The sequence below is a fragment of the Bradyrhizobium sp. BTAi1 genome (assembly GCF_000015165.1).
Lineage (GTDB): Bacteria > Pseudomonadota > Alphaproteobacteria > Rhizobiales > Xanthobacteraceae > Bradyrhizobium > Bradyrhizobium denitrificans.
In genome coordinates this window covers 8,212,023-8,235,833 of the sequence record NC_009485.1, presented here as the reverse complement: position 1 = coordinate 8,235,833, position 23,811 = coordinate 8,212,023, and the positions used below count along the sequence as shown (strand labels likewise).

The window sequence follows — 23,811 nt, the reverse complement described above, 5'->3', positions numbered from 1 at the left end:
GATCGTCCAGCGCAATTTCCAGCGGATCTGGCGGCAACGCTTCTCCAACCATGCCGATTACCTGCCTGCGCCGATAACGATTTGGAAAATCGCGCTGGTGCACCGTCGGCACGTCCTGAGGGGGACGGAGAGGGGAGAGCCATCATGATGAATGGGGAAGCGGTTCTGGAAAACGTGCGGCGCTATCGCACCGTCGCCTCCTTGTATCGGCAGACCGCGGCGTTTCGGCCGCATCAGCGCGACTCGCTGCTGGCGCAGGCCGCAGAATGGGAAGGCCGCGCCGTCGCCGAGCTCGAGGCCTATTTCCTCGCGCGTCAGGCGCCGCTGCAAGCACCGGCGAACATGAACCATCATGCGCCGTCCTCCGCGCCATCGCGCTGGCACATGGCTGCGTAGCTCCCAGGCGAAAGCATTTCACTCCCGCGGCGCGCTCCGCGCCCGAGTTGTGCTGACGATGGACCCTCCGCAAACGAGAGGGGCAGGGAAGACCAGGCACCGACCGGTGCCTGTGGCCCCCGTGCGTGAAGACATGCACGGGGCAGGAACCACAGGTTCAGCCGGCAATCCCGGCCCTCCCTGCGCGATCGGCTACGGCTTATACGTGCTCTCCTCGGTGCACCGGGCTTTCTGGCCACCGTATCAGCGACGACGCATGCGTGTTGCGCTGAAGACACCAGCATCGGGGTGCCAGGACCACACGACTTCACCGTCCGCAACGAACCGTTCGTCGGCAATCCCGAAGGGACTGCAGCGATCCGTCGCGGCCATCGCTCCCCGCCTCGCGTGTCGTGACGACCGCGATACGCCCTCTGCCCGAGGCGGTCTGGGCCCAGCAGACATTAAATTCCGGAAAAACGAAAGAAGAATGTTTCCGTGCTGCCGTCTGGACAGCAGTCATGGACTTGAGCCGGAATGCAAAATCAGGGTTTTGCCGCATGCGCCTTTCGTCCTTGAAACGGCCGAGCAGACGCGCGGCAGCGCTTCGGACGGCCCGACGGGCGACTCACTTGCGCGGCAAGTACCGAAGCGGGTTGTTCGGCGGCCTCGTCGCAGGGCGTGGGTCGTTTCGCGCCGGCAAGGCTGGCGCGAGACTTGCTCAGACTGAGCCGGCCGGCGGCTCCGGCGACGCAGGGACTCGGATGAGATCGCTCGGGCGCGACCGCAGCATGTGTGCATGGGACGATTTCACCCAGTCGGCGACGGCCGCGCGGCGCTCGCTGGCGCAGGCGCGATCGGGGCAGATTCCGCCGTTCCTGATGCTGTCGGTGCCCGGAATGAGCGCGCGCGAGCATCGTCGCTGTTCCGAGCTGTGGGTGCGGGATCGCGTCGCGGCCAGCGTGCCGGAACGAACGCGGCTGAACTTCCGCTTCGACCTGGGGGTTCGCGACAAGCTTCGTGTCGGATACCTTTCAAACGACTTCCACGACCACGCGACCGCCCATCTCCTGATCGAGGCGCTCGAAGCCACTGACCGGACGCGCTGCGAGCTGCACGCCTTCTCGTTCGGGGGCAATGATCATGGCGCGATGCGCAGCCGGCTCAGCGGCGCGTTCGAGGTCTTTCACGACATCACGGCGTCCACCGACAGTGACGCCGCCTCGGCGGTTCATGCGGCGGCCATCGACATCCTGGTCGACCTCAAGGGCTTCACCCGGGGCGCGCGGACCGGGATCATGATGCTGCATCCGGCGCCGGTTCAGGTGAACTTCCTCGGCTATCCCGGCACGCTCGGCAGTGGCATCTGCGACTACATCATCACGGATCCGTTCCTGACGCCGTTGGCAGCGGCCGCCGATTACGCGGAGAGCTTTGCCTATATGCCGCATTCCTATCAGCCGCATGGCCGGGCAGCGCTCGGCCGGCTGCCGAGCCGCGCCGAGGCGGGTCTGCCGGAGACAGGCTTCGTGTTCTGCTGCTTCAACCAGGCCTACAAGTTTACGCCTTCCGTGTTCGACCTGTGGTGCCGCCTGCTCGCAGCGACCCCCGACAGCGTGCTGTGGCTGCTGGCCTCCGACCAGGCGCAGGGCAATCTGCGCGGCGAGGCGCTGCGCCGGGGCGTGTCGCCGGATCGCCTGGTGTTCGCGCCGCAGATCGGCCAGAGCGAGCATCTGCGGCGGCTGCAGCTCGCCGACCTCGTGCTCGATACCGCGCCGTACGGGGCGCACACCACGGCGAGCGACGCGCTCTGGGCCGGCGTGCCGATCGTCACCTGCGCGGGCGACACGCTGGCCTCGCGGGTGGCCGGCAGCCTGCTGCATGCGGTCGGTCTTCCCGAGCTCATTGCGTCCGACGAGGCCGATTACGTCGCGGTCGCGCTGACGCTTGCGGCTGAGCCGGACCTGCTGCTGGCGGCCAAGGCCCGGCTCGCGCGCAACCGCCTGACGGCCCCGTTGTTCGATGCGGCCGCCTACGCCCGATCGCTGCACGACCTCTACGAGCAGATGTGGAACCGGTGGCGGCGCGGCGCTGGACGAGAGCCGATCTGGGCCGCGGCGGCGCCGCCAGGATCACCGCGGCCCGGCTGATCTGAGATGGGCCGCCTCCAAAGGACGGCTCACTCCGTGGCCATGCGCGCCGCGGCGAGCAGGCCGATCAGGGCGGTGAGGGCGGCGACGCTCATCGCATTGATCGACACCAGCGAAACGTAGCTGGCCTCGGCGACGCGCATCACCGGCTCGCCGAGCCGGGAATCGATCAGCAGATAACACACGAACGGGAGCGCGAGCAGCGGCAGCGATCGGATGCGTTCGTCGGGACGAAATAGCATGGCGCCGAGCAGGGCGCAGGGAATAAGAAACAGCTCGACCCCGCTCTGCGCGCCGAACAGCTTGACGCAGAACACGGTGTTTGCGGTGCCGGCCAGCACCATCAGGGCGCGGCCGGCAAACGGGTTGCGTCGCGCCAGCACAGGCACGGCGGCGAAGAACGGCGTCGTGAGCAAGGTCACCCAGGCCGGCCACGCTGCGGCGCCGGCGATGGCATGTAGATATAGCGGATAGAATGGCTGGTTGGAGACGATGACCAGCGCCACCTTGGCGGCGATGTCGGATTGCGGATCGTCGGCTGATGCATAGGCCTGAACGGCGGCCAGCCAGCGTCCGAACAATTTACCCATTCACGCTTACCTCAGGTCTGCAGATCGTCTTGGAGCCGCGGTTTGGAAACGGGTCCGGATGCCAGCCGGATCATCCGTCGCCGGAATGGCAATCATGAGTTCAACGCGGTGCGGATCATACGCGCGAGATCGGCGCTCTGATAAGGCTTGGTGAGCAACAGCACGCCGGCATCGAGGCGGCCGTGATGGACGATCGCATTCTCCGTATAGCCTGAAGTGTAGAGCACCCTGAGATCCGGGCGTCGCCTCACCGCCTCGATCGCGAGCTGGCGGCCATTCATGCCACCGGGCATGATGATGTCGGTGAACAGCAGGTCGATGCGCGTGGCACTGTCGATGATGGCGAGCGCCTCGTCCGCCTTGCTGGCGGCCAGCGTGGTGTAGCCGAGCCGCTTGATCTGGGCGGTGACGTATTCGCGCACAAGCGAATCGTCCTCGACGATGAGGATCGTTTCGTCGCCACGCTCCATCCCCGCGGTGCTCGTCTCGGACAGCAGCAGATCGGAATCGGCGGTGGCCTGCGGCAGATACAGCTTGACGGACGTGCCATGTTCCGGCTCGCTGTAGATCTTGATATGGCCGTTGGATTGCTTGACGAAGCCGTAGACCATGCTCAACCCGAGACCGACGCCCTTGCCGACATCCTTGGTGGTGAAGAATGGCTCGAACACCTTGTCGAGCAGATTCGCCGGGATGCCCTCGCCGGTGTCGCTGACCGCGATCATCACATAATTGCCCGGGACCACTTCCGGGTTCATGCGCGCATAGGCGGCATCGAGCAGCACGTTCTTGGTTTCGAGGGTCAGCTTGCCGCCATTGGGCATCGCGTCGCGGGCGTTGAGCGCGAGGTTGAGGATCGCGGTCGACAGCTGGCTCGGATCGATCATGGCCGGCGCCGAATCGTGCGCCAGCATGGATTCGATCTCGATCTGCTCGCCCAAGGTCCGCCGCAGCAGGCGCGCGGTATCAACCACCAGGCCGTTGATGTCGACGCTGCGCGGCTGCAGCGGCTGACGACGGGCGAAGGCGAGCAGGTGCTTGGTGAGATCCGCGCCGCGGGCGGCGGCCGAGTTGATCAGGCTGGTGATCTGCACCAGCTGCGGACGGTCCTTCACGGCCTCGGCCAGGATCTCGATGGTGCCGGTGATCACGGTCAGGATGTTGTTGAAGTCGTGCGCCACGCCGCCGGTGAGCTGGCCGATCGCTTCCATCTTTTGCGCCTGCCGCACCTGGGCTTCCGTCGCCTCGATTTCCTGGAAGCGCTTGACCATGGCCTCGGCCGTGCGCCGCTGTCGCGTCTCCTCCTCCAGCTGCGCATAAGCGAGCCGCAGCTCGGCGCGCGACGGCATCGTCAGGACGCGCGGCAGCATCAGCAGCAGCGCCGCCGCGATGCCGACCGAGATGAAGGCGAGAAAACCCTTGGTCGCGGCCTCCAGCACGTAGGCCGGGATCCAGATCGTCAGGACCTCGATCAGTCGCGTCATTCCGCAGATGCTGACGAACAGGGCAAAGGCCCAGAAAATGTAGCTGAACTGAAAATCCCGGCGCCGGTAGACGATGTAGGCGAGCACAAACGCGATCGCGAAGAAGGCGAATGAAATGAGGAGATCTGAGACCGCATTCACCCAGATCAGTTCTGGCGTCCACAGCAAGCACTCGCCGTGCGGCGTGAGCGTCGTCATCTCGAGCCATCCCCATACGTGCGATCGGTAGGTCGTGTCGTCCCCGCGACCCAGCCGGTTCCCTCAGCAGATCAGCCAATTTCCGTTCAGCACACAAGCGTGCTCAGCGCCGTCGCCGCAGATTGGTAGAGCGGCACCGCGATCAGGGCCGGCGCGTTCGTCACGCGACCGAAGCGCGCCCATCAACCGCACATTGTCTGCGGCGGCTTGACGCAGTGTACCGATTGGTACATGATATCCCGAATAGTACAGAAGGAGACGATGATGGCCGCTCTTGCCCCACCTTTCACCCTGCAGACCGCCACCCAGAAGGTGCGCTTGGCGGAAGACGGCTGGAACAGCCGCGACCCCGAACGCGTGTCGCTCGTCTACACGCCGGATAGCCGTTGGCGAAACCGCGCCGAGTTCGTCAACGGCCGCGCCGAGATCGTCGCGTTTCTGACCCGCAAATGGGCGAAGGAGCTCGACTATCGGTTGATCAAGGAAATCTGGGCCTTCACCGACAATCGGATCGCAGTGCGCTTTGCCTATGAGTGGCACGACGACAGCGGTCATTGGTATCGGTCCTATGGCAACGAGAACTGGGAATTCGATGCGCACGGGTTGATGCAGCGCCGCTTCGCCAGCATCAACGATCTGCCGATCATGCAGAGCGAGCGCAAATTCCATTGGCCGCTCGGACGGCGGCCGGACGACCATCCCGGTCTGACGGAATTGGGATTGTAGACCGCGAGATCGCCGCGCCATGCGGACGCTCCATGAGCGCGCCGACGTCATCCCGCTGATCGCCGAGGTGTTTCGCGAGTTCGGCTTCGAGGGCACCTCGCTCAGCCGCATCACCGAAAAGACGGCGCTGGGCAAGGGCAGCCTGTATCACTTCTTTCCCGGCGGGAAGGAGGAGATGGCGGGCGCCGTGCTCGCGCATGTCGACGCCTGGTTCGAGCGCGAGGTCTTCGCCCCGCTGCGCGACGATCCGCCCGATGTGGCGATCGCTCGCATGTGGCGCGCCGTCGATGATTATTTCCGCTCGGGGCGACGTGTGTGCCTGGTCGGCGCCTTTGCGCTCGACGAAACGCGAGACCGTTTCGCCGCGGTCATTGCCGGCTATTTCACGCGCTGGATCGCGGCCCTGCGCGATGCGCTGGTGCGACGCGGCTGGGAGGCGCGGGCGGCCAATGACAGCGCCGAAGAGGCCGTGCTCGGCATCCAGGGCGCGTTGGTGCTGGCGCGCGCGATGCGAGACGACGCCGTGTTCGGCCGCGCGCTGGCGCGGCTACGGGCGCGGCTCGCATGATCCGCGGCCGCCAGCGGCCCTGACCGTGGGCGCTTTGGCTTGACAGACGGATTTTCGCGCGAATATTTTAGGTTTAAAATAATTGCCCGGAATGCCGCCTGCGGCGGTACGGGTCCAATCCAGCAGCGAGGCAGACCATGAGTTCTTCGGCCAAGGTGATTCCGCGCGACTGGCTGGACTGGCCGTTTTTCGAGCCGCGTCATCGCGCGCTGTGCGAATCGCTCGACCGCTTCGTCATGTCCGGCAGCCTCGATGAGGTTGATCACGGCGATGTCGATGCCTCTTGCCGCAAGATTGTGCGGGCGCTGGGCGCGGCCGGGCTGCTCGACAGTGCGGTCGTGGCGCCCGATGCGGACGCTGCCGCCATCGACTCGCGCGCGATCTGCCTGTCGCGTGAAACGCTCGCTTATGCCGACGGCCTCGCGGACTTCGCCTTCGCCATGCAGGGGCTGGGCTCCGGCGCGATTGCGCTCGGCGGCTCGCCCGCATTGCGCGCGCACGTTCTGCCCAAGGTGCGGGCCGGCGAATGGCTGGCCGCCTTTGCGCTGTCGGAGAAGGACGCCGGCTCCGACGTCGCCGCGATGGCCTGTGCGGCGCGGCTCGACGGCGATGATTACGTCATCGACGGCGAAAAGACCTGGATCTCGAATGGCGGCATTGCCGACGTCTACACGCTGTTCGCCCGCACCGGCGAGGCGCCGGGCGCGCGCGGCATTTCCGCCTTCGTCGTCTACCCGGATGATCCCGGTTTCTCGGTCGCCGAGCGCATCGAGGTGATCGCGCCGCATCCGCTGGCCACTCTGCGGTTACGGAATTGCCGCATCCCCGCGAGCCGCCGCCTCGGCGCACCCGGCGGCGGCTTCAAGCTGGCGATGCAGACGCTCGACATCTTCCGCGCCTCCGTCGCCGCAGCCGCGCTCGGCTTCGGTCGCCGCGCGCTCGACGAGGCGCAGGCGCATGCGCAGACCCGGCGCATGTTCGGTGGCACGCTGTCCGACCTGCAGATGACCCAGGCCGCGTTCGGCGAGATGGCCACCGACACCGATGCTGCCGCGCTGCTGACCTATCGCGCGGCATGGCGTCGCGACGTGCAGAAGCTGCCGACCACGCGCGAGGCGGCCATGGCCAAGCTCGCAGCCACCGAAACAGCTCAACGCGTGATCGACCGCGCCGTGCAGATGTTCGGCGGACGTGGTGTGCGCAAGGGCGAGATCGTCGAGAGCCTGTATCGCGAGATTCGCGCGCTGCGCATCTATGAAGGCGCGACCGAGGTGCAGAAGCTCATCGTCGCCCGCGAATTCCAGAAAGCCCGGGCGGGGCTCGTTCGCACGTGATGCGTCGAGCTCCGGCCGTCGGTCCGCCAACGGAATAGTCCGCCGGCGCGCCCATCCGATGAGATGTCGACCGGCCCGTATTCGATCTCTCGCGTCGAACTGATAGCCATCAGCGATGCGTCCCACCGGTGAGGCGGCGTGCGACAGCGCTGCCGAATGCACGCGAATGAGCATAGTTCGCTGTTGGATCACCCGTGGTATTCCGGGGAAGAGCGATTCTCGCCCGGAATCGCGAAGCATTTTAGCGAATCCCTAAGTTCCGCCTTCGCACGATCCCGCCGCAATGTTCGCGCTGTGAGGTGATCGTGTCCGAGTACCTGAAATCCAAAGAGGCCGTAAAACTACCGGCCGACTGCAGCATTTCAGCGATCCGCGAAGTCTATGAGATGATCCGGACCGCCCTCGCGCAGCGAGGCGAACTCGAGATCGACGGCTCCTGCGTCGATCGGGCCGACGTGACATCCATTCAGTTGCTCATCTCGACAGCCAAGACCGGACGTGAGCGGGGACAGGCCGTGGCCCTCATGGCGCCGTCGCAGGTTCTGCGCAGCGTCATTCGGCGCGCCGGCTTCCCCGGTGACGCCGAAGCCGGCCATCACTTCACGACGAAGGATGTCGGATGATGGCATGCGGCACACTCATCGTCATCGCGCCAGGCGCCAGACGCGCAGGCTCGGCCCATTCGACCGTCACTCCCTGCGTGCCGGACCACGTTCTGTCAGCTCCAGCCGGCCGGTGCGCGCATGAGCAAGCCTGATTGGACGCAGGCCTTTCGCCTGGAAGCAACCGAGCTTCTCGAGACGCTGGAAGGTGCCCTGCTGGACCTTTGCGAGCGCCCCGACGATCGTGATCTCGTCGACTCCGCCTTTCGCGCCCTGCACACGATCAAAGGATCGGGCGCGATGTTCGGCTTCGAACGGGTCGCGGCCTTCACGCACGAATTCGAGACCGCTTTCGACAAGGTCCGCAAGGGCGAGATCTCGCCCACGCGCGAGCTGATCACGGTGGCCTTGTCGGCCAAGGACTATATTCGCTCGCTGATCGAATCGCCCGACGGGACCGATGCGATCATCGGCGACGCCATCCTCGACGATCTGCGCAAATTCGTTGCGCCGGCTGAGCCGCACGAGGCGAGCGCGGTGCCGCCGCCCAGCGCGCCGCCGGTCGCTGCCGCTGCGGCCGCTGAAAGCGGCGCCGCCGCGGTCGGCTGGCGTCTTCATCTGGAGTTCGAGTCGCATATCCTGAGGAACGGCTCCAATCCGCTCAACTTCCTCGACGATCTCAGCAAGCTCGGTCCCTGCTTCGCCGTTGCTCTGACCGACGAGATCCCGCTGCTCGATGCGCTCGATCCGGAGGAGTGCTATCTCAAATGGGACGTGACCTTGCATTCGGACTGCAGCCGAGAGGTCATCGACGACATCTTCATGTTCGTCATCGACGAGATGGTGCTGTCGGTGACGCCGCTGGCGCAGTCCGAGCTGCCGGCCGCCGACCAGCATCCGACGACGGCGCCAGACGTGAACGTCTCCACCGCTCCCGCCGCCACCGCTCCGTCGCGGTCGCCGGCCTCGCATTCGCCTCCCTCGATTTCGTCTCCCTCGGAGCCGCGTCGCGACGAGCAGAAGCGCGGTGACGACCGCGCCACCGCGACCGTGCGTGTGCAGGCGCGGCGCCTGGATGAGATGATGGACCGCGTCGGTGAGCTCGTCATCGCCCAAGCGCGGCTCAGCCAGCTGGCCGCGACGAGTTCGGATCCATCCGTCAAGCTGATCGCCGAAGAGATCGAGCGCCTCGCCGGCAGCCTGCGGGATACGACCATGGGCGCCCGCATGGTACCGATCGGCTCGGTCTTTGGGCGTTTCCGCCGACTGGTCCACGATCTTTCGCTGGAGCTGTCGAAGCCGGTCGACCTCGTCACCTCGGGCGAGGACACCGAGCTCGACAAGACCATGATCGAATGCCTGGCCGATCCTTTGGTGCATCTGATCCGCAACGCCATCGACCACGGCATCGAAGCGACGGCGGCACGCGTGGCCGCCGGCAAGACGGAAAAAGGGCGTATCGAGCTGCACGCCGTCCATTCCGGCGCGCAGGTTCTGGTCACGGTTCGCGACAATGGCGCGGGTCTCAACACGGCGCGCATCCGCGCCAAGGCCGAGGAGCAGGGGCTGATCGCACCCGGCGCCGAGCTGCCCGATGCCGACATCCACCAGTTCATGTTCCATCCGGGCTTCTCGACGGCGCAGACCATCTCCGCGCTCTCGGGGCGCGGCGTCGGCATGGATGTGGTCAAGCGCACGATCGAGACCATGCGCGGGTCGATCGATCTCTCGACCAGGCCGGGCGAGGGTACGACCGTCACGCTGCGGCTGCCGCTGACGCTCGCCATCATTGAGGGCCTGCTGATCCGCGTCGGCGAGGCCCGCTACATCATCCCGCTGTCGGCCGTGGAAGAGTGCGTCGAGCTGACCGCCGAGGACCAGCGCGCGCGCGGCCGCCACTTCCTCAACATCCGCGGCGATCTCGTGCCCTATCTGATGCTGCGCGACATTCTGCAATCGACCGTCTCGCCCGACACCTACCAGAAGACGATCATCGTCTCGACCGGCGAGACCCGCGTCGGGCTGGTTGCCGACCAGATCATCGGGAACCATCAGACCGTGATCAAGTCGCTGTCGAAGCTGCATTCCGATGTCACGATCTTCTCCGGCGCCACCATCCTCGGCGACGGCACCGCCGCGCTGATCCTCGACGTCGCCCAGCTCGTGGGGCTCGCCCAGGCCCATGCCGACAAGCACCATCTGAACGAGGCCGCCTGATGACGGGACAAGCCGAACACGCCTCAGCCGATCACGCGCGGATCCTGCAGGTCGTGATGATCGGTCTCGGCGACGAGAAATTCGCTCTCGACGCCGCGATTGTTCGCGAGATCATCGATCCTGTTCCGGTCACGAAGGTCGCCGGGGCCAAGCCGTTCGTGCCGAGCATCATCAATGTCCGCGGCAACATCGTCCCGCTGGCTGATCTCCGGCTTCGCTTCGGGATGCCTCTGACCGACGCCTCGGCGGATACCAGGATCGTGGTGATCGAGATCCCGATCGACGATGAGCCCGTCCTGGTCGGACTGATCGCCGACAAGGTCTACGAAGTCACCGAGATCTCCCACGCCGACACGCAGCAGACGCCGCGCGTCGGTGTGAACTGGAAGCCCGAATTCATTCGATTCATCACCAAGTGGCGGGACGAGTTCGTCATCGTTCCCAACATGGAACGCATCCTCCACTAGAGCCCAAATCGAGGCAATGATGAGATTTACGATCAAGGCAAAGCTTGCCAGCGCCTTCGGTGCGATCATCGTCCTGTCGGGGGTCACCGGCGGGCTGGCCTATATGAAGCTGACGCAATTTGCGGAGACGACGTCCAGCCTCGTGCACCGTGCGGAGCGCATCGACAAGATCGGCCAGTTGCAGAACTACGTGCTCGATCAGACGCGGCAGGAGCGGGATGTCGTTGCGGCGGTCACCGAGGCCGAGGTCACGAAAATCACCGAGGAGATCAAGCGTAATCGTGCCGAGGTCAAACGGCTTCGCGACGAGGTCCATGCGACCGCGACCGAGACAGGACGGAAGCTGCTCGACAAGTTCTCGGCAGCCTATGACAAGATGGACGCGACCGAAGACGAGGTCATCAAGTTTTCGATCATGAACTCGAACAATCGCGGCTTCCAGCTGTGGACCGCGGAAGGCGTGCCGATCCTGAAGGAGTTCACCGCGGTGCTCGACGGCCTGGCGGCCGAGGCGGGCCGCGCAGCTCCGTCGATCGAGCGCAGCAACGCTCTTCTGGCTCTGGAAACCATCCGGACCCAGAGCGAGGCCGCCCAGAAGCACCTGTCGCTGTCGTACTACGTGACGAGCCTGGATGACCTCAACGCGACGATCAAGGCGCTGTTGATCGACATCGATGCGTTGCGGGCCGCCACGCAGCGCGGCAGCGCCGCGCTGAGCGCCGCCGGCCTGTCGCCCTCGGCCCTCACGGCCCAGACGGATCGTCTGGCCAAGATGTTGACCCAGGTCGGCAATATCGTGAAGGAAGGCGGCAATATTCGCGGCGGCATGCTGGCCTCGACCGATGGCAAGGCGAATGCGGATGCCGCGATCGCGACCTCGGGCGACTACATCACTTATCTGCGCAAATCCATGTCGGAGCAGGCCGCCGAGGCTGACCAGGAGGCTTCGCGCGCCAAGATGCTGATGATGGGGGCCGTCATCGTGTCGCTGCTGGTCGCGGTGGGCTCGGCGCTGTGGATCGCGCTCGGCATCAGCCGCGCGCTCGGCCGCGCCGTCGGGCTGGCCAGCGCGGTCGCCGGTGGCGATCTGACCCAGACCGCCCAAGTGTCGAGCAACGACGAAGTCGGTGATCTCGTCAACTCGTTGAATCAGATGGTCGAGAAGCTGCGCCAGATCGTCAGCGATGCGCTGACGGCCGCGGACAACGTCTCCGCCGGCAGCCAGCAGCTGTCGGCCAGCGCAGAGCAGTTGTCGCAGGGCGCCAGCGAGCAGGCGTCGTCGGCTGAAGAGGCATCCTCCTCGATGGAGGAGATGGCCGCGAATGTGAAGCAGAACGCCGAGAACGCCAGCCAGACCGAGAAGATTGCGGCGCAGTCAGCCGCGGATGCAGAGGCCAGCGGCGCTGCCGTCGGCCGTGCGGTCGAGGCGATGCAGACCATCGCCGGCAAGATCACCATCGTGCAGGAGATCGCGCGGCAGACCGACCTGCTGGCGCTCAATGCGGCGGTCGAGGCCGCACGTGCCGGAGAGCACGGTCGCGGCTTTGCAGTGGTCGCATCAGAGGTTCGTAAGCTTGCCGAGCGCAGCCAGGCCGCGGCGGCCGAAATTGGCCAGCTCTCCAGCGAGACCGTCAAGGTGGCGCAGGACGCGGGAGCAATGCTGGCGAAGCTCGTGCCCGACATCAAGAAGACTGCGGAACTGGTGCTCGAGATCACCGTAGCCTGCCGCGAGCAGGATCTCGGCTCCGCCCAGATCAATCAGGCCATTCAGCAGCTCGATCAGGTCGGGCAGCAGAACGCCGGCGCCTCGGAGCAGGTGTCCGCGACATCAGAGGAACTCGCGTCGCAGGCCGAGCAGTTGCAGTCCGCCATCGCGTTCTTCCGCATCGACTCCGCGACATCACCGCCGAGGGCGTCCCGGCCGCAGGAGGAGCCGATCGAGCGTGCGGTCGTTCAGCTGCGCAGCAAGGCATCGGCGATGGCCACGGCCGAGCGCGGCGTGCAGACGCCGGCACCGAAACCCAGGCGGGCTCGCGCCGTGCGCGTGGCCGGAGGCGGCTCGGGCTTCGCATTCAACCTCAACAGCGGCACTGATGATCGAGATGATGAGTTCAAGCGCTTCTGAGAAATCCGGCGCAACCGTACCAACCATGACATGAGCAGAGTGAATTCCCGAGGGGGTCAAAGATGAGATTCACGGTCAAGGCGAAACTGGCGGCGTCGTTCGGCGCCGTGATCCTGCTGTCGATGATCGCAGGCGCAGTGGGCTATACGAAACTGTCCGACACGATCGCGACCACGGAGAGCATCGTCGCGGCGGCCGGCCGCATGGAAAAAGCCATGGAGCTGGAGACGACGCTGCTGCTCCAGGTCCGGGCGGAGAAGAACGCGCTGCTGACCGCGACGGATGCGGAATTCGATCGCTTCACGACCGAAAACGCGACGCTGCGCGGGACGATGAACAAGGTCAAGGATGAGATCTACGCCGGCGCGACCGAGAACGGACGCAAGCTGCTGGATCAGTTCGCCACGCAATATGCGGTGTTCAACGCCACGCAGGAAGAGACATTCAAGGTGGGCAAGGCCGATCGCGCGAAGGGCGCGGTTGCCTCGATGACGGAGGGTCGCAAATCTGTCGGGCAGGCCACGAACGCGCTCACCGACTATGTGCATTATGTCCAGGGACTGATGTCGTCGCGTGCCGAACAGGCGCGGGCGGATGGCGCCCGTGCTCAGATCCTGCTGATGAGCGTGGTCGGCGTCGCGCTCGTTCTCGGCGTCGCGGCCGCGCTGTGGATCGCCATCAACGTCAGCCGCGGCCTCAGCCGTGCCGTTGGTCTCGCCGAGGCGGTGGCGATCGGCGATCTCAGCCAGACGATCGCGCATAAGAGCAACGACGAAGTCGGCGACCTCATCACCTCGCTGAACGCCATGACATCGAACTTGAAGCAGATGGCGCACGTGGCGGACGAGATCGCCAACGGCAATCTGATCATCGAAGCCAAGCGGATGTCCGACAAGGACACGCTCGGCTTGGCGCTGGAGCGGATGGTCAGCAAGCTGCGCCAGATCGTATCGGAGGCATTGACCGCGGCGCAGAACGTCTCCGCCGGAAGCCAGGAGCTCTCGGCCAGCGCGGAACAATTGTCTCAGGGCGCGACCGAGCAGGCGTCTTCGGCCGAAGAGGCATCGTCCTCGATGGAGGAAATGGCGGCCAATGTGAAGCAGAACGCGGAGAACGCCAGCCAAACCGAGAAGATCGCCGCGCAGTCCGCCAAGGATGCGGAGGCCAGCGGCACCGCCGTCGGCCGCGCCGTCGAGGCGATGCAGACCATTGCCGGCAAGATCACGATCGTGCAGGAGATCGCGCGCCAGACCGATCTGCTCGCGCTCAACGCGGCGGTCGAGGCCGCGCGTGCCGGCGAGCATGGCAAGGGTTTCGCGGTCGTCGCCTCCGAGGTCCGCAAGCTCGCCGAACGCAGCCAAGCTGCGGCCACCGAGATCGGCCAATTGTCCACCGAGACCGTCAAGGTCGCGCAGGATGCCGGCGCGATGCTGGCGAAGCTCGTTCCCGACATCAAGAAGACTGCGGAGCTGGTGCTTGAAATCACCGTCGCCTGCCGCGAGCAGGATGTGGGTGCGGCTCAGATAAACCAGGCGATCCAGCAGCTCGACCAGGTCGGCCAGCAGAACGCCAGCGCCTCGGAGCAGGTGTCGGCCACATCGGAGGAGCTTGCGGCGCAGGCCGATCAGCTGCAATCCACCATCGCTTATTTCCGCATCGACGGGCGCACCGTGGAAAACGACGCGGACAGCTCTGCGCCGATCGATGCCGCCGTCAGCCAGCTGCGGACCAAGGCCGCCAGCATGGCTGCGGCCGACCGGGGCGCCAAGAAGCCTGTTCCAGGGCGGGCCAAACCGGCGCGGGCGGTGAAGGCCGCCGCCGCCGGCGGTGGCGGCTTCACCTTCAGCCTGGATGACGGCGAAGACGAACGCGACGCGGATTTCCGGCGTTAGTCCGGAGGGCGTGTCGGAGAGGACAGGGAACAGGACACAGCATGGCCGAGACCTCACAATATCTCACGCTTGGTCTGGCGGGAGAAACATTCGGCATCAGCATCCGCAATGTCCGCGAGATCCTCGATATGCGGCCGATCTCGCGGCTGCCCCACGCACCGCATTTCCTGCTCGGGATGATCGACGTGCGCGGCAGCGGGTATCCGATCGTCGACCTCCGGCTGAAGCTCGATTTGCCGAGCACGGCCGCGACCGAGGCGACCCGGATCATCATCCTCGATGTGCCCGTCGGCGACCGCCTGGTTGGCGTGGGCTTCGTCGCCGATTGCGTGTTCGAGGTGACCGACATCGACGAGAGCTCGGCCGAACCCGCGCCCGAGGTGGGAGGCCGCTGGAAGTCCGACTACATCGCCGGGATCGGACGCAAGGGCGACAAATTCGTCATTCTGTTCGATCTGGCCAAGCTGATGGCCCATACCAGCCTGCCTGCCGCTGCCGCCCGCGATGATCATGCCCCAGCCGCAGCTTGAGGTCCGCTGGGCGGAGACATTCGATAGCTTCGGGTCGCTGTCTGAACCGCATTTCCGTGCGCTGTCGCAGCTCATCGAAGCGCAGGTCGGCATCAAGCTTCCGCCCGCGAAGCGGTTCATGCTCGAAGGACGGCTGCAGAAGCGCGTGCGCGCGCTCGGTCTCTCCAGCATCGGCGAGTATGTCGATGCATTGTTCCACGAGGATCAGTTCGAGGACGAGTTGGTCCATCTGATCGATGTGGTCACGACCAACAAGACCGACTTCTTCCGCGAGCCGGCCCATTTCGATTTCCTGCGCCACACCGCGATTCCCGAGCTGATGAAGCTGCGGGGAGGCGCCGGTCGCGTGCACGGCCTCAAGCTCTGGAGTGCCGCAGCCTCGACCGGGATGGAAGCCTATACGATGGCCATCGTGCTCGATGACATGGTGCGCAGCGGATTGCGTGCCGAGTTCCGGATTCTCGGAACCGACATTTCGAATCCCGTGCTGCGGATGGCACAAAAGGCGATCTACGACATCGAGGCCCTGACCCCGGTGCCGGAGCCGCTGGCCAAGCGCTATTTCCTGCGCTCGCGGGATCCCTCGCGGGCCGAGTGCCGGGTGGTTCCGGAATTGCGCAGCCGCGTCAACTTCCAGCGCATGAACCTGATGGATGCGACCTATCCGGTGGATCGCGACGTCGACGTCATCTTCTGCCGCAACGTCCTGATCTATTTCGACAAGCCGACTCAGCGTAAGGTCGTCACCCGGCTGTGCTCGCATCTGCGGCCGGGGGGGTTCCTGTTGGTGGGACATTCCGAATCGATGGTTCAAAGCATTGTCCCGGGCCTCAAGCAGGTTCGGCCGACGATCTTCACGGTCTAGGCGAGGCGATCACATGACCAGGCAAAAGGTGCGTGTGCTGATCGTGGACGACTCCGCGTCGGTCCGCCAGATCATGACGTCGATCCTCGGCGAGGATCCCGACATCGAGATCATGGGCACCGCGGCGGATCCGTTCGCCGCTGCGCGTCGGCTGGAAAAGGAGCTGCCGGACGTCATCGTGCTCGACATCGAGATGCCGCGAATGGACGGCCTGACCTTCCTGCGCAAGATCATGGCGCAGCGGCCGATCCCGGTCGTCATCTGCTCGGCCGGGACGGAGGAGGGGTCGCAGTTGACGTTCGAGGCGCTCGAGGCCGGCGCGGTCGACATCGTGCCGAAGCCGCGCGTCGATACGCGCCAGGCGCTGGTCGAGGCCTCGGCACGGCTGCGTGACGCGGTCAAATCGGCGGCGCGCGCACGGGTGCGGCCGCGCAACGAACGCCGCCCGGTGATCGAGAAGAAGCTGACGGCGGATGCGATCATGCCGCCGCCGGTGGAGATGCGCGCACGCCCGAAGACCGAGCGAATCGTCTGCATCGGTGCATCCACGGGCGGCACGGAAGCTCTCTCCGATGTGCTGGAAGCGCTGCCGGCGGACTGTCCTGGCATTCTCGTCGTCCAGCACATGCCGCCCGGCTTCACGGCTGCCTTCGCCCGCAGGCTGGACGGCATTTGTGCGATCCACGTCAAGGAAGCCGAGGATGGCGAAGCGGTGCAGGCCGGCTGCGCCTATATCGCGCCCGGTGCCCGCCATATGCTGCTGCAGCGCTCGGGCCTGCGCTACCACATCGCGATCAAGGACGGCCCCCCGGTCTCGCGTCACCGCCCCTCGGTCGACGTGTTGTTCCGCTCCGCTGCGCAATATGCCGGGCGCAATGCGCTCGGCGTGATCATGACCGGCATGGGCGACGATGGCGCGCGCGGCCTGTTGGAGATGCGCAAGCTCGGCGCCGCCACACGTGCGCAGAACGAGGAGAGCTGCGTGGTGTTCGGGATGCCCAAGGAGGCGATCGCCTGCGGAGCCGTCGAGAAGGTGGTGGGGCTCGATCAGATCCCGCGCGAGATCATGGCCTGGCATCACGCCGGGCAGGTGGCGTCGGCGGAATAGAGCGGGCGCGGTCGGCGAGCCGAGCGAGCGCCGAGCCTGTCTGGCAAAAATCAGTCGTCTGCCGTGCGCAGACGAGTGTGCCAGGCGCGCGGCGTTCGAAAGACAGCGATGCGACGTTCAACGAACCAACAAGAGATCCGCTCCGCCTGAGAGGTCGGTGCCGACCTGGCTCTCTTTATCGGCGCCGCTCGAGGTGACCCTCGGCGGCGAGCACCTTGCCGTCAAACGACCAAAGATCGCCCGATCACGCGCCTCGCAGCAGCCGAGGTGATCCGTGACAGGGGCGCATCGTCCCACATCGTCACTTGCTGGCTCTGCAGGTTCCGGGTCCTGGGAGTTCCGGCTTCAGCCGCTGTCAGCGCGCAAGAGGCTGGTGGCGCCTCTGCAGGGTGACGCGGCAGGCCCGTAACGACAAGCCTCCCGGAGGTCGCTCGATTCCGGCTCGGCTGACGTCGGCTCCTCCCCCCTGAGGCGGCATTCGCAAACGCACAAACTGCATGGAGCCCGCGGTCAATCGCTGCGGCGATGCGATCGGCCATTGACAGGCCATCCGATATGATAGAATTATAACATATAACGTTGTAAAAATAACAATATGTCACCATCGTACCAGCATCGCGCGGGGCGGCGGGAGGAAAGCGTGGAATTGTCCGGTTCGGTTGCAGCAGACTCTCTGCCGTCGACCGCGCTTGTGAGGGTGAGTGCCATCAACAAGCGCTTCGGCGGCGTGCGAGCACTTCGCGACGTCAACCTGGAGGTCCGGGCCGGCGAGGTGCATGCGCTGCTCGGCGAGAACGGCGCCGGCAAATCCACGCTGATCAAGATTCTCAGCGGTGTTCATGCCCTCGACAGCGGCACGATCGAGATCGCCGGCCGGCGGGTGGAATTCGACAGCCCGGCGAAGTCGCGCGCCGCGGGGATCGCCGTCGTCTATCAGGACCTCAGCCTCGTCGAATCCTTGAGCGTTGCGGACAATTTGTTGCTGGGGCGCGAGCCACGCGCGGCTCTCGGCTTCGTCAGGCAGCGGGCGCTGATGGCCAGGGCCGAGGCCTTCCTGACAGAGCTCGGCATTCCCCTGGATCCGAGAGCGACCGTCGGCTCACTCCCGTTCGCCTACCGTCAGATGACGGAGATCGCAAAGGCGCTGCTGGGCGACGTTCGGCTTCTGATCCTCGACGAGCCGACCTCCTCGCTGACATCGGATGAAGTCCGGATCCTGTTCGACGCGATCGGAAAGGCGACGCGCCGCGGCGTCGGCGTCATCTATGTGACCCATCGGCTCAACGAGGTGTTCGAGATCTCGCAGCGTGTGACTGTGCTGCGCGACGGCGCCGACGCCGGCACCTTCGTCACCGCCGAGACAGACATGAAGCGGCTGGTCAGCGCCATCGTCGGAACCGCTCGTTCGGCATCGATGAGCTCGCGCGCCGAGCCTGCCGCGCCGCGCAAGATAGATCCGTCGCCGGTGTTGTCATTGTCGAACGTCTCCAACGATCGGCTTCGCGCCATCGATGTTTCCGTGCTGAAGGGCGAGATCCACGGACTCGCCGGATTGATCGGCAGCGGACGTACGGAGATTCTGGAGACGGTGTTCGGCCTGCGGCCGCTCGAGAGCGGCACGATCGAGATCGATGGCCGGCGATGGCGGCCGAGCGGGCCAGCCGATGCGATCGAACAGGGCGTCGCGCTGGTGCCGGAAGACCGGCACGTGCAGGGGCTGGTTCTCGACCATTCGATCGAGCGAAACGTCACACTGCCGCGGCTTCCGCATTTCTCGCGCTGGAGCTGGATGCAGCGGCGCGCTGCAGCCAGACGTGCGGAAACCGCGGTCGCCAGGCTTGCGGTGAAAGCGCAGGGCACCTCTAGCCCGGTCAGGACGCTCTCCGGCGGCAACCAGCAGAAGGTCGTGTTCGGAAAATGGAATGATCCGCGGCCCCGTGTGCTGCTCCTGGACGAACCGACGGTCGGCGTGGACGTCGGTGCACGCGAGGACATCTACGCCGTGATCCGGAATGCCGCCCGCGACGGCAGCGGGGTTCTGGTCGTCTCGTCCGACCTCGTTGAATTGATCGCGCTCTGCGACCGCATCTCCGTGATCGTCAACGGGCGCGTCGCTCGCACGCTCACGCGCGGCGAGATCGATGATGCCGAGGAGCTGCACCATCTCCTCCAGATGTACCAGGCCTCCGCGCCGGGCCACTTGCAAGAGCTTCCCGCATGACCGAACTGACTGCACCCAACATCGTCGCTTCGTCGACCCGGTCCGACCGGCGCCGCAGGATTCTGCAGAGTCTGCTGCGGGGCGAGCGGCCCTACATGCTGTACATCGCCTTCGTGATCCTGCTGGTCGTGTTCAGCCTGTCGTCGCCCTGGTTCCTCTCGGTCGACAACTTCCTGAATATCGGACGACAGACGACGCTGGTGTCGATCATTGCGGTCGGGATGACCTTCATCATCATCGCACGTCAGATCGATCTCTCCGTTGCATCGACGCTGGCGCTGTCGGGCATGGCGGCCGCTCTGGCGATGAGCCAGATCAACAACAGCTGGATCGTGGGGGCCGTGGCCGGGCTCGGCACCGGCGCGCTGGTCGGACTGCTCAACGGCATCCTGACCACGCAGCTATCGATCCCGTCCTTCCTGGTGACGCTGGGGTCGCTCAGCATGGCACGGGGACTGGCGATGATGGTGACCAACACCAAGCCGGTCATCATCACCAACGAAACCTATTTCGCGATCTTCGGCGAAGGCACATTGCTCGGCATTCCGGTTCCGATCGCCTGGACCTTGGCAGCAATGATCGTCGGCATCCTGCTGCTGCATTACAACGTGTTCGGCCGCCGTATCTATGCGGTCGGCGGCAACCCGACCGCGGCGCTCTATTCCGGCATCAACACCAAGCTGATCACGACCGCCGCCTTCGTCCTGACCGGCACGCTGGCGGGGCTCGCCGCGCTGGTGCTCTCCGCGCGTTCGCATGCGGCGCGGCCCGACGTCGTGCAGGGCATGGAGCTCGACGTCATCGCGGCGGTGATCCTCGGCGGCTGCAGCCTGTTCGGCGGGCGCGGCTACATCCTGGGGACGCTGTTCGGCAGCTTGATCATCGGAACGCTCAACAACGGCCTGGTCCTGCTCGGCGTGAGCTCGCCGATGCAGCTCGTGATCAAGGGCGCGATCATCGTGGCCGCCGTTGCTTTCACGAAACGCTAATCAAGGTCTCGCGCTGCGTCTGAGCCACAAGCTCATCGCGCGGCGTGGGGAGGGGCAAGGTCGCTCGCCCTCCGACAATCCGCGACCAACATGGAGGAAACGATGACACCAATCTTGCGACAAGCCTTGCCTTTGACCGTGTTGATGGCTGCGGCCGTCTCCGCGATCTCCCCGGCCCGCGCCGACGTGCCCGCGACCTGCGTCAAGGGCGTCGATCTCGCAAAGCTCGGGCCGAAATCGATCGTGGGCCAAGGGCCGCACGGCGAGAAGGCGGCGTCGCCCGAGGTGCTGGCGCTGTCGGAGGCCGATGCCGCGAAGATCAAGGAGAAGCACTTCAAGGTCGGCATCTCGATGCAGACGGTCAACCTCGACTGGTCGCAGCTCCAGATCCAGGGCATCACGGATACGCTGAAGAAGTACGGCGTGACCGTGACGGGCGTCGCCTCCGCCGAATATCAGGTGGATAAGCAGATCGCCGATATCGAGAACACCATCCAGCAGCATCCGGACGGGATCATTTCGATCCCGGTCGATTTCACCGCGACGGCGCCGACCTACAAGAAGATCGCCAAGGCGGGCATCAAGCTCGTGCTGATGGACAGCATCCCGACCGGCCTGAAGCACCCCGAGGAATATGTCACGATGGTCTCGGCCGACAGCCAGGGCAACGGCCAGATCGCGGCCCAGATTCTGGCGTCTTGCGTGCCGCAGGGCGCGACGATCGGCCTCGTGAATTTCGGCGTCGACTATTTCAGCACCAACGAGCGCACCAAGGGCGTGCGCGAGTGGATGAAAGCAAACCGGCCCGACATTAAGATGAAGCAGGTTGATTTTACCGATCCGCCAAAGGTCTCGCAGATCGCGGGCGACTTCCTGACCGGCAATCCCGACGTCAAGGGACTGTACGCGGTGTGGGATCAGCCGGCACTCGACACGCTGAGCTCGATGCGGGCCCAGGGCATCGACATTCCGATGACGACGGTCGATCTCGGCCTGCAATCGGCAATCGAGATTGCCAAGGGCGGTCCGCTGAAGGCGACCGGCTCGCAGCGTCCCTATGACCAGGGCGTCGCCGAGGCACTGGCGATGATGAATGCGCTGTTGGGGAAGGAAACGCCCGGCTGGATCGGCGTGCAGTCGCTGCCGGTCACCCAGTCGAATGTGCTGGAATCCTACAAGACCGTCTTCAAGAAGGAACCGCCGCCCGAGCTGGTGGACGCTTGCAACAAGGCAAAGCCGGCCTGCAACTGAGTTCGCAATAGCGATGCGCGGTTCTACGGAGCCGCGCATCATTCAGCAGAGCTGATCGGGCGACCCGCCGCTTCAGGCTGCGCCGGTGACGTATTCGACCGGAAGGCCGCGGAAGTGCTTGCGTGTCTCTGATGGCACCGCGCCGCCGACGATGATGCGCGAGAACGAGCTCACGTCCGAGAAGAATGCCGGCTTGAGGCTGCCGAGCTTGCTGGCGTCGACCACCAGGATGCTCTCCATCGCAGTGGCGATCACAGCCTGCTTGATGGCGACCTCGTGAAAGTTCGAGCAGCTCGCGCCGCGGGTCCAGTGCAGGCCGCCGGCCGAGATGAAAGCCTTGTTGACCCCGAGCCGCCGCAGATAGGACAGGCCGTCGTCCGACGAGAACGACTGCGACGACGGATGGTAGAGCCCGCCCATCAGCATCACCTGCGTTGCAGGCCGGCGGGTGACGATCGTGACGACGTTCAGCGAATAGCAGATCACCGACAGGGGCATGTCCTCGGGCAGGCAATCCGCCAGCGACTGCATGGTGGTGCCGCAGTCGATGAAGATGGTGTCGCCTTCCTTGATCGAGGCGGCTGCGGACCGGCAGGCCAGGCGCTTGTCCTGCGTGTGCTGGTCGATTTCCTGCTCGAATGCGTACTTGATGCCGGTCGGCGACGCCGCGTTGACGACATAGCCGCCGAGCAGGGCGAGCGCCGCCTCCGGACCGGCAAGGTCGCGCCTGACCGTCATCTCCGACACCTTCAGCAAGTCGGCGGCGTCCTTCAGATGCAGTGCGCCGCTTGTCTCCACGGCGCGCCGCAGCCGTTGCAGACGCTGGACGCGGGACTCGCTGGAACGTGCGGTCGGTGTTTCAGCCATCTTCTTCGTCACCGCGCTTGCTTATCTGGTTGACAATGATCTTACAATGATGTGAGTTTAGCAACGTCGAAATGTTACAATAATAACATATGGTCCGGCAGCCAGGTCCTGCGCGCGATGGCGGGCAGCAGAGGCGAAGGATGGGAGGAGCGCATGTTGCAGTGGGCACATTCAGTCAATCCGGCGCTTCTGCCGATTCGCTAGCACCGCACGGCGTACCGATGGCGCAGGGCGTCTTGAGACCAAATCCATCCGCAGTGCCGGTGCAGCCGCATGGGCGGGATCATAATCACACGCATGCCATTGCGCGCAACAGCGGCCGCGCGCTGGAGATGGATTGGGTCGACGAGATCAGGATCAATCTGTCCGCCGCCGAGCGCCGCGTTGCGAGTCTGCCCGGCCGGCGTACCGTCAAGAAGGATGCGCAGGCAGCCTGGCTGCTCAAGGCGATCACCTGCATCGACCTGACGACGCTCAACGGTGACGATACGACCGAGCGCGTGAAGCGTCTTTGCGCCAAGGCGCGCGCGCCGCTGCGCGGCGATCTCCTCGCGGCCCTCGGCTTTGCCGGGCGCGGGCTGCACACGGGCGCGATCTGCGTCTATCACCGCTTCGTCGCGACCGCGGTGGAGGCGCTCGACGGCTCCGACATTCCGGTCGCCGCGGTCTCGACCGGATTTCCTGCAGGTCTCATCCCGCACGATCTGAAGCTCAAGGAGATCGAGGCATCCGTCAACGACGGTGCGCAGGAGATCGACATCGTCATCACGCGCGAGCATGTGCTGACCGGTGATTGGCGCGCGCTCTACGCCGAGGTGCGGGATTTCCGCGCTGCCTGCGGCGCTGCGCATCTGAAGACGATCCTGGCGACCGGCGACCTGAAGACGCTGCGCAACGTCGCCAAGGCGTCGATGGTCTGCATGATGGCCGGTGCCGACTTCATCAAGACCTCGACCGGCAAGGAGGGCGTCAACGCCACGCTGCCGGTGACATTGGCGATGCTGCGCATGATTAGGCTCTATGAGGAGCGCACCGGATTCAAGATCGGCTTCAAGCCCGCCGGCGGAATCTCGACCGCGAAGGACGTTCTCAACTACCAGTTCCTGATGAAGGAGGAGCTGGGGCGCGACTGGCTGGAGCCGGAGCTGTTCCGCATCGGCGCATCCAGCCTGCTTGCCGATATCGAGCGCCAGCTCGAGCATCACGTCACCGGCCGCTACTCGGCCTTCAACCGTCATCCCGTGGGCTGATC

The 23,811-nt window shown here is 65.2% G+C and carries 20 protein-coding genes; 17 read left to right on the top strand and 3 right to left on the bottom strand.

Annotation, left to right across the window (positions count from 1 at the left end):
• Positions 1-144: 144 nt before the first annotated feature.
• A complete protein-coding gene (locus BBTA_RS36695; protein ID WP_244424282.1) occupies positions 145-396 on the top strand; it encodes a hypothetical protein in 252 nt (83 codons plus the stop codon).
• Positions 397-1,166: 770 nt separating this feature from the next.
• On the top strand, positions 1,167-2,525 hold the full coding sequence (locus BBTA_RS36690) for a hypothetical protein (RefSeq protein WP_012047556.1): 1,359 nt from the start codon (positions 1,167-1,169) through the stop codon (positions 2,523-2,525).
• 29 nt (positions 2,526-2,554) lie between these two features.
• On the opposite strand, the gene BBTA_RS36685 is transcribed toward BBTA_RS36690, so the two are convergent.
• A complete protein-coding gene (locus tag BBTA_RS36685; protein ID WP_012047555.1) occupies positions 2,555-3,115 on the bottom strand; it encodes a hypothetical protein in 561 nt (186 codons plus the stop codon).
• Positions 3,116-3,207: 92 nt separating this feature from the next.
• Positions 3,208-4,797, bottom strand: coding sequence for an ATP-binding protein (locus tag BBTA_RS36680; RefSeq protein WP_012047554.1), 1,590 nt, complete (start codon positions 4,795-4,797; stop codon positions 3,208-3,210).
• Between the two features lie 264 nt (positions 4,798-5,061).
• Here BBTA_RS36680 and BBTA_RS36675 point away from each other — a divergent pair, with 264 nt between their 5' ends.
• From BBTA_RS36675 to BBTA_RS36610, 14 genes are all read left to right on the top strand, one after another.
• Positions 5,062-5,523: a nuclear transport factor 2 family protein gene (locus BBTA_RS36675; protein ID WP_012047553.1), complete on the top strand. Its 462-nt coding sequence runs from the start codon at positions 5,062-5,064 to the stop codon at positions 5,521-5,523.
• A 19-nt stretch (positions 5,524-5,542) separates the two neighbouring features.
• Positions 5,543-6,091 carry a TetR/AcrR family transcriptional regulator gene (locus BBTA_RS36670; protein ID WP_012047552.1) on the top strand — a complete coding sequence of 183 codons (549 nt, stop codon included), beginning with the start codon at positions 5,543-5,545 and terminating at the stop codon, positions 6,089-6,091.
• A 137-nt stretch (positions 6,092-6,228) separates the two neighbouring features.
• The gene (locus BBTA_RS36665; protein ID WP_012047551.1) at positions 6,229-7,425 is read left to right on the top strand and encodes an acyl-CoA dehydrogenase family protein; all 1,197 of its coding nucleotides are present in this window, start codon (positions 6,229-6,231) and stop codon (positions 7,423-7,425) included.
• Positions 7,426-7,727: 302 nt separating this feature from the next.
• Positions 7,728-8,048 carry an STAS domain-containing protein gene (locus tag BBTA_RS36660; RefSeq protein ID WP_041751790.1) on the top strand — a complete coding sequence of 107 codons (321 nt, stop codon included), beginning with the start codon at positions 7,728-7,730 and terminating at the stop codon, positions 8,046-8,048.
• 120 nt (positions 8,049-8,168) lie between these two features.
• The gene (locus BBTA_RS36655) at positions 8,169-10,244 is read left to right on the top strand and encodes a chemotaxis protein CheA (RefSeq protein ID WP_012047549.1); all 2,076 of its coding nucleotides are present in this window, start codon (positions 8,169-8,171) and stop codon (positions 10,242-10,244) included.
• A complete protein-coding gene (locus BBTA_RS36650) occupies positions 10,244-10,711 on the top strand; it encodes a chemotaxis protein CheW (RefSeq protein WP_012047548.1) in 468 nt (155 codons plus the stop codon). The genes BBTA_RS36655 and BBTA_RS36650 overlap by 1 nt, the downstream gene beginning before the upstream one ends.
• 19 nt (positions 10,712-10,730) lie before the next feature.
• Positions 10,731-12,836, top strand: a complete 2,106-nt coding sequence (locus BBTA_RS36645; protein ID WP_041751788.1) for a methyl-accepting chemotaxis protein — start codon at positions 10,731-10,733, stop codon at positions 12,834-12,836.
• A 62-nt stretch (positions 12,837-12,898) separates the two neighbouring features.
• Positions 12,899-14,728: a methyl-accepting chemotaxis protein gene (locus BBTA_RS36640; protein WP_012047546.1), complete on the top strand. Its 1,830-nt coding sequence runs from the start codon at positions 12,899-12,901 to the stop codon at positions 14,726-14,728.
• A gap of 41 nt (positions 14,729-14,769) precedes the next feature.
• Complete coding sequence (locus tag BBTA_RS36635) at positions 14,770-15,258, top strand: chemotaxis protein CheW (protein WP_012047545.1); 489 nt, start codon at positions 14,770-14,772, stop codon at positions 15,256-15,258.
• Complete coding sequence (locus tag BBTA_RS36630; RefSeq protein WP_049795537.1) at positions 15,239-16,123, top strand: protein-glutamate O-methyltransferase CheR; 885 nt, start codon at positions 15,239-15,241, stop codon at positions 16,121-16,123. The genes BBTA_RS36635 and BBTA_RS36630 overlap by 20 nt, the downstream gene beginning before the upstream one ends.
• A gap of 13 nt (positions 16,124-16,136) precedes the next feature.
• Complete coding sequence (locus BBTA_RS36625) at positions 16,137-17,231, top strand: chemotaxis response regulator protein-glutamate methylesterase (protein ID WP_012047543.1); 1,095 nt, start codon at positions 16,137-16,139, stop codon at positions 17,229-17,231.
• A 640-nt stretch (positions 17,232-17,871) separates the two neighbouring features.
• Positions 17,872-19,452, top strand: a complete 1,581-nt coding sequence (locus BBTA_RS36620) for a sugar ABC transporter ATP-binding protein (RefSeq protein ID WP_041751165.1) — start codon at positions 17,872-17,874, stop codon at positions 19,450-19,452.
• Positions 19,449-20,441 carry an ABC transporter permease gene (locus BBTA_RS36615; RefSeq protein ID WP_012047541.1) on the top strand — a complete coding sequence of 331 codons (993 nt, stop codon included), beginning with the start codon at positions 19,449-19,451 and terminating at the stop codon, positions 20,439-20,441. Before BBTA_RS36620 ends, BBTA_RS36615 begins: the two co-directional genes overlap by 4 nt.
• A 102-nt stretch (positions 20,442-20,543) precedes the next feature.
• Entirely contained in the window at positions 20,544-21,692 is a 1,149-nt protein-coding gene (locus tag BBTA_RS36610) for a substrate-binding domain-containing protein (protein WP_148221571.1), read from the top strand.
• Between the two features lie 72 nt (positions 21,693-21,764).
• On the opposite strand, the gene BBTA_RS36605 is transcribed toward BBTA_RS36610, so the two are convergent.
• On the bottom strand, positions 21,765-22,559 hold the full coding sequence (locus BBTA_RS36605; protein ID WP_012047539.1) for a DeoR/GlpR family DNA-binding transcription regulator: 795 nt from the start codon (positions 22,557-22,559) through the stop codon (positions 21,765-21,767).
• 221 nt (positions 22,560-22,780) lie between these two features.
• On the opposite strand from BBTA_RS36605, the gene deoC reads away from it, so the two are divergent.
• Positions 22,781-23,809 (top strand): deoxyribose-phosphate aldolase, encoded by a 1,029-nt coding sequence (deoC, locus tag BBTA_RS36600; protein WP_041751164.1) that lies wholly within the window; start codon positions 22,781-22,783, stop codon positions 23,807-23,809.
• Positions 23,810-23,811: the final 2 nt, after the last annotated feature.

Coding starts and splice junctions, on each gene's coding strand:
- BBTA_RS36695 (WP_244424282.1), top strand. CDS start 145: ATGATGAATGGGGAAGCGGTTCTGGAAAACGTGCGGCGCTATCGCACC.
- BBTA_RS36690 (WP_012047556.1), top strand. CDS start 1,167: ATGTGTGCATGGGACGATTTCACCCAGTCGGCGACGGCCGCGCGGCGC.
- BBTA_RS36685 (WP_012047555.1), bottom strand. CDS start 3,115: ATGGGTAAATTGTTCGGACGCTGGCTGGCCGCCGTTCAGGCCTATGCA.
- BBTA_RS36680 (WP_012047554.1), bottom strand. CDS start 4,797: ATGACGACGCTCACGCCGCACGGCGAGTGCTTGCTGTGGACGCCAGAA.
- BBTA_RS36675 (WP_012047553.1), top strand. CDS start 5,062: ATGGCCGCTCTTGCCCCACCTTTCACCCTGCAGACCGCCACCCAGAAG.
- BBTA_RS36670 (WP_012047552.1), top strand. CDS start 5,543: ATGCGGACGCTCCATGAGCGCGCCGACGTCATCCCGCTGATCGCCGAG.
- BBTA_RS36665 (WP_012047551.1), top strand. CDS start 6,229: ATGAGTTCTTCGGCCAAGGTGATTCCGCGCGACTGGCTGGACTGGCCG.
- BBTA_RS36655 (WP_012047549.1), top strand. CDS start 8,169: ATGAGCAAGCCTGATTGGACGCAGGCCTTTCGCCTGGAAGCAACCGAG.
- BBTA_RS36650 (WP_012047548.1), top strand. CDS start 10,244: ATGACGGGACAAGCCGAACACGCCTCAGCCGATCACGCGCGGATCCTG.
- BBTA_RS36645 (WP_041751788.1), top strand. CDS start 10,731: ATGAGATTTACGATCAAGGCAAAGCTTGCCAGCGCCTTCGGTGCGATC.
- BBTA_RS36640 (WP_012047546.1), top strand. CDS start 12,899: ATGAGATTCACGGTCAAGGCGAAACTGGCGGCGTCGTTCGGCGCCGTG.
- BBTA_RS36635 (WP_012047545.1), top strand. CDS start 14,770: ATGGCCGAGACCTCACAATATCTCACGCTTGGTCTGGCGGGAGAAACA.
- BBTA_RS36630 (WP_049795537.1), top strand. CDS start 15,239: ATGCCCCAGCCGCAGCTTGAGGTCCGCTGGGCGGAGACATTCGATAGC.
- BBTA_RS36625 (WP_012047543.1), top strand. CDS start 16,137: ATGACCAGGCAAAAGGTGCGTGTGCTGATCGTGGACGACTCCGCGTCG.
- BBTA_RS36615 (WP_012047541.1), top strand. CDS start 19,449: ATGACCGAACTGACTGCACCCAACATCGTCGCTTCGTCGACCCGGTCC.
- BBTA_RS36610 (WP_148221571.1), top strand. CDS start 20,544: ATGACACCAATCTTGCGACAAGCCTTGCCTTTGACCGTGTTGATGGCT.
- BBTA_RS36605 (WP_012047539.1), bottom strand. CDS start 22,559: ATGGCTGAAACACCGACCGCACGTTCCAGCGAGTCCCGCGTCCAGCGT.
- deoC (WP_041751164.1), top strand. CDS start 22,781: ATGGCGCAGGGCGTCTTGAGACCAAATCCATCCGCAGTGCCGGTGCAG.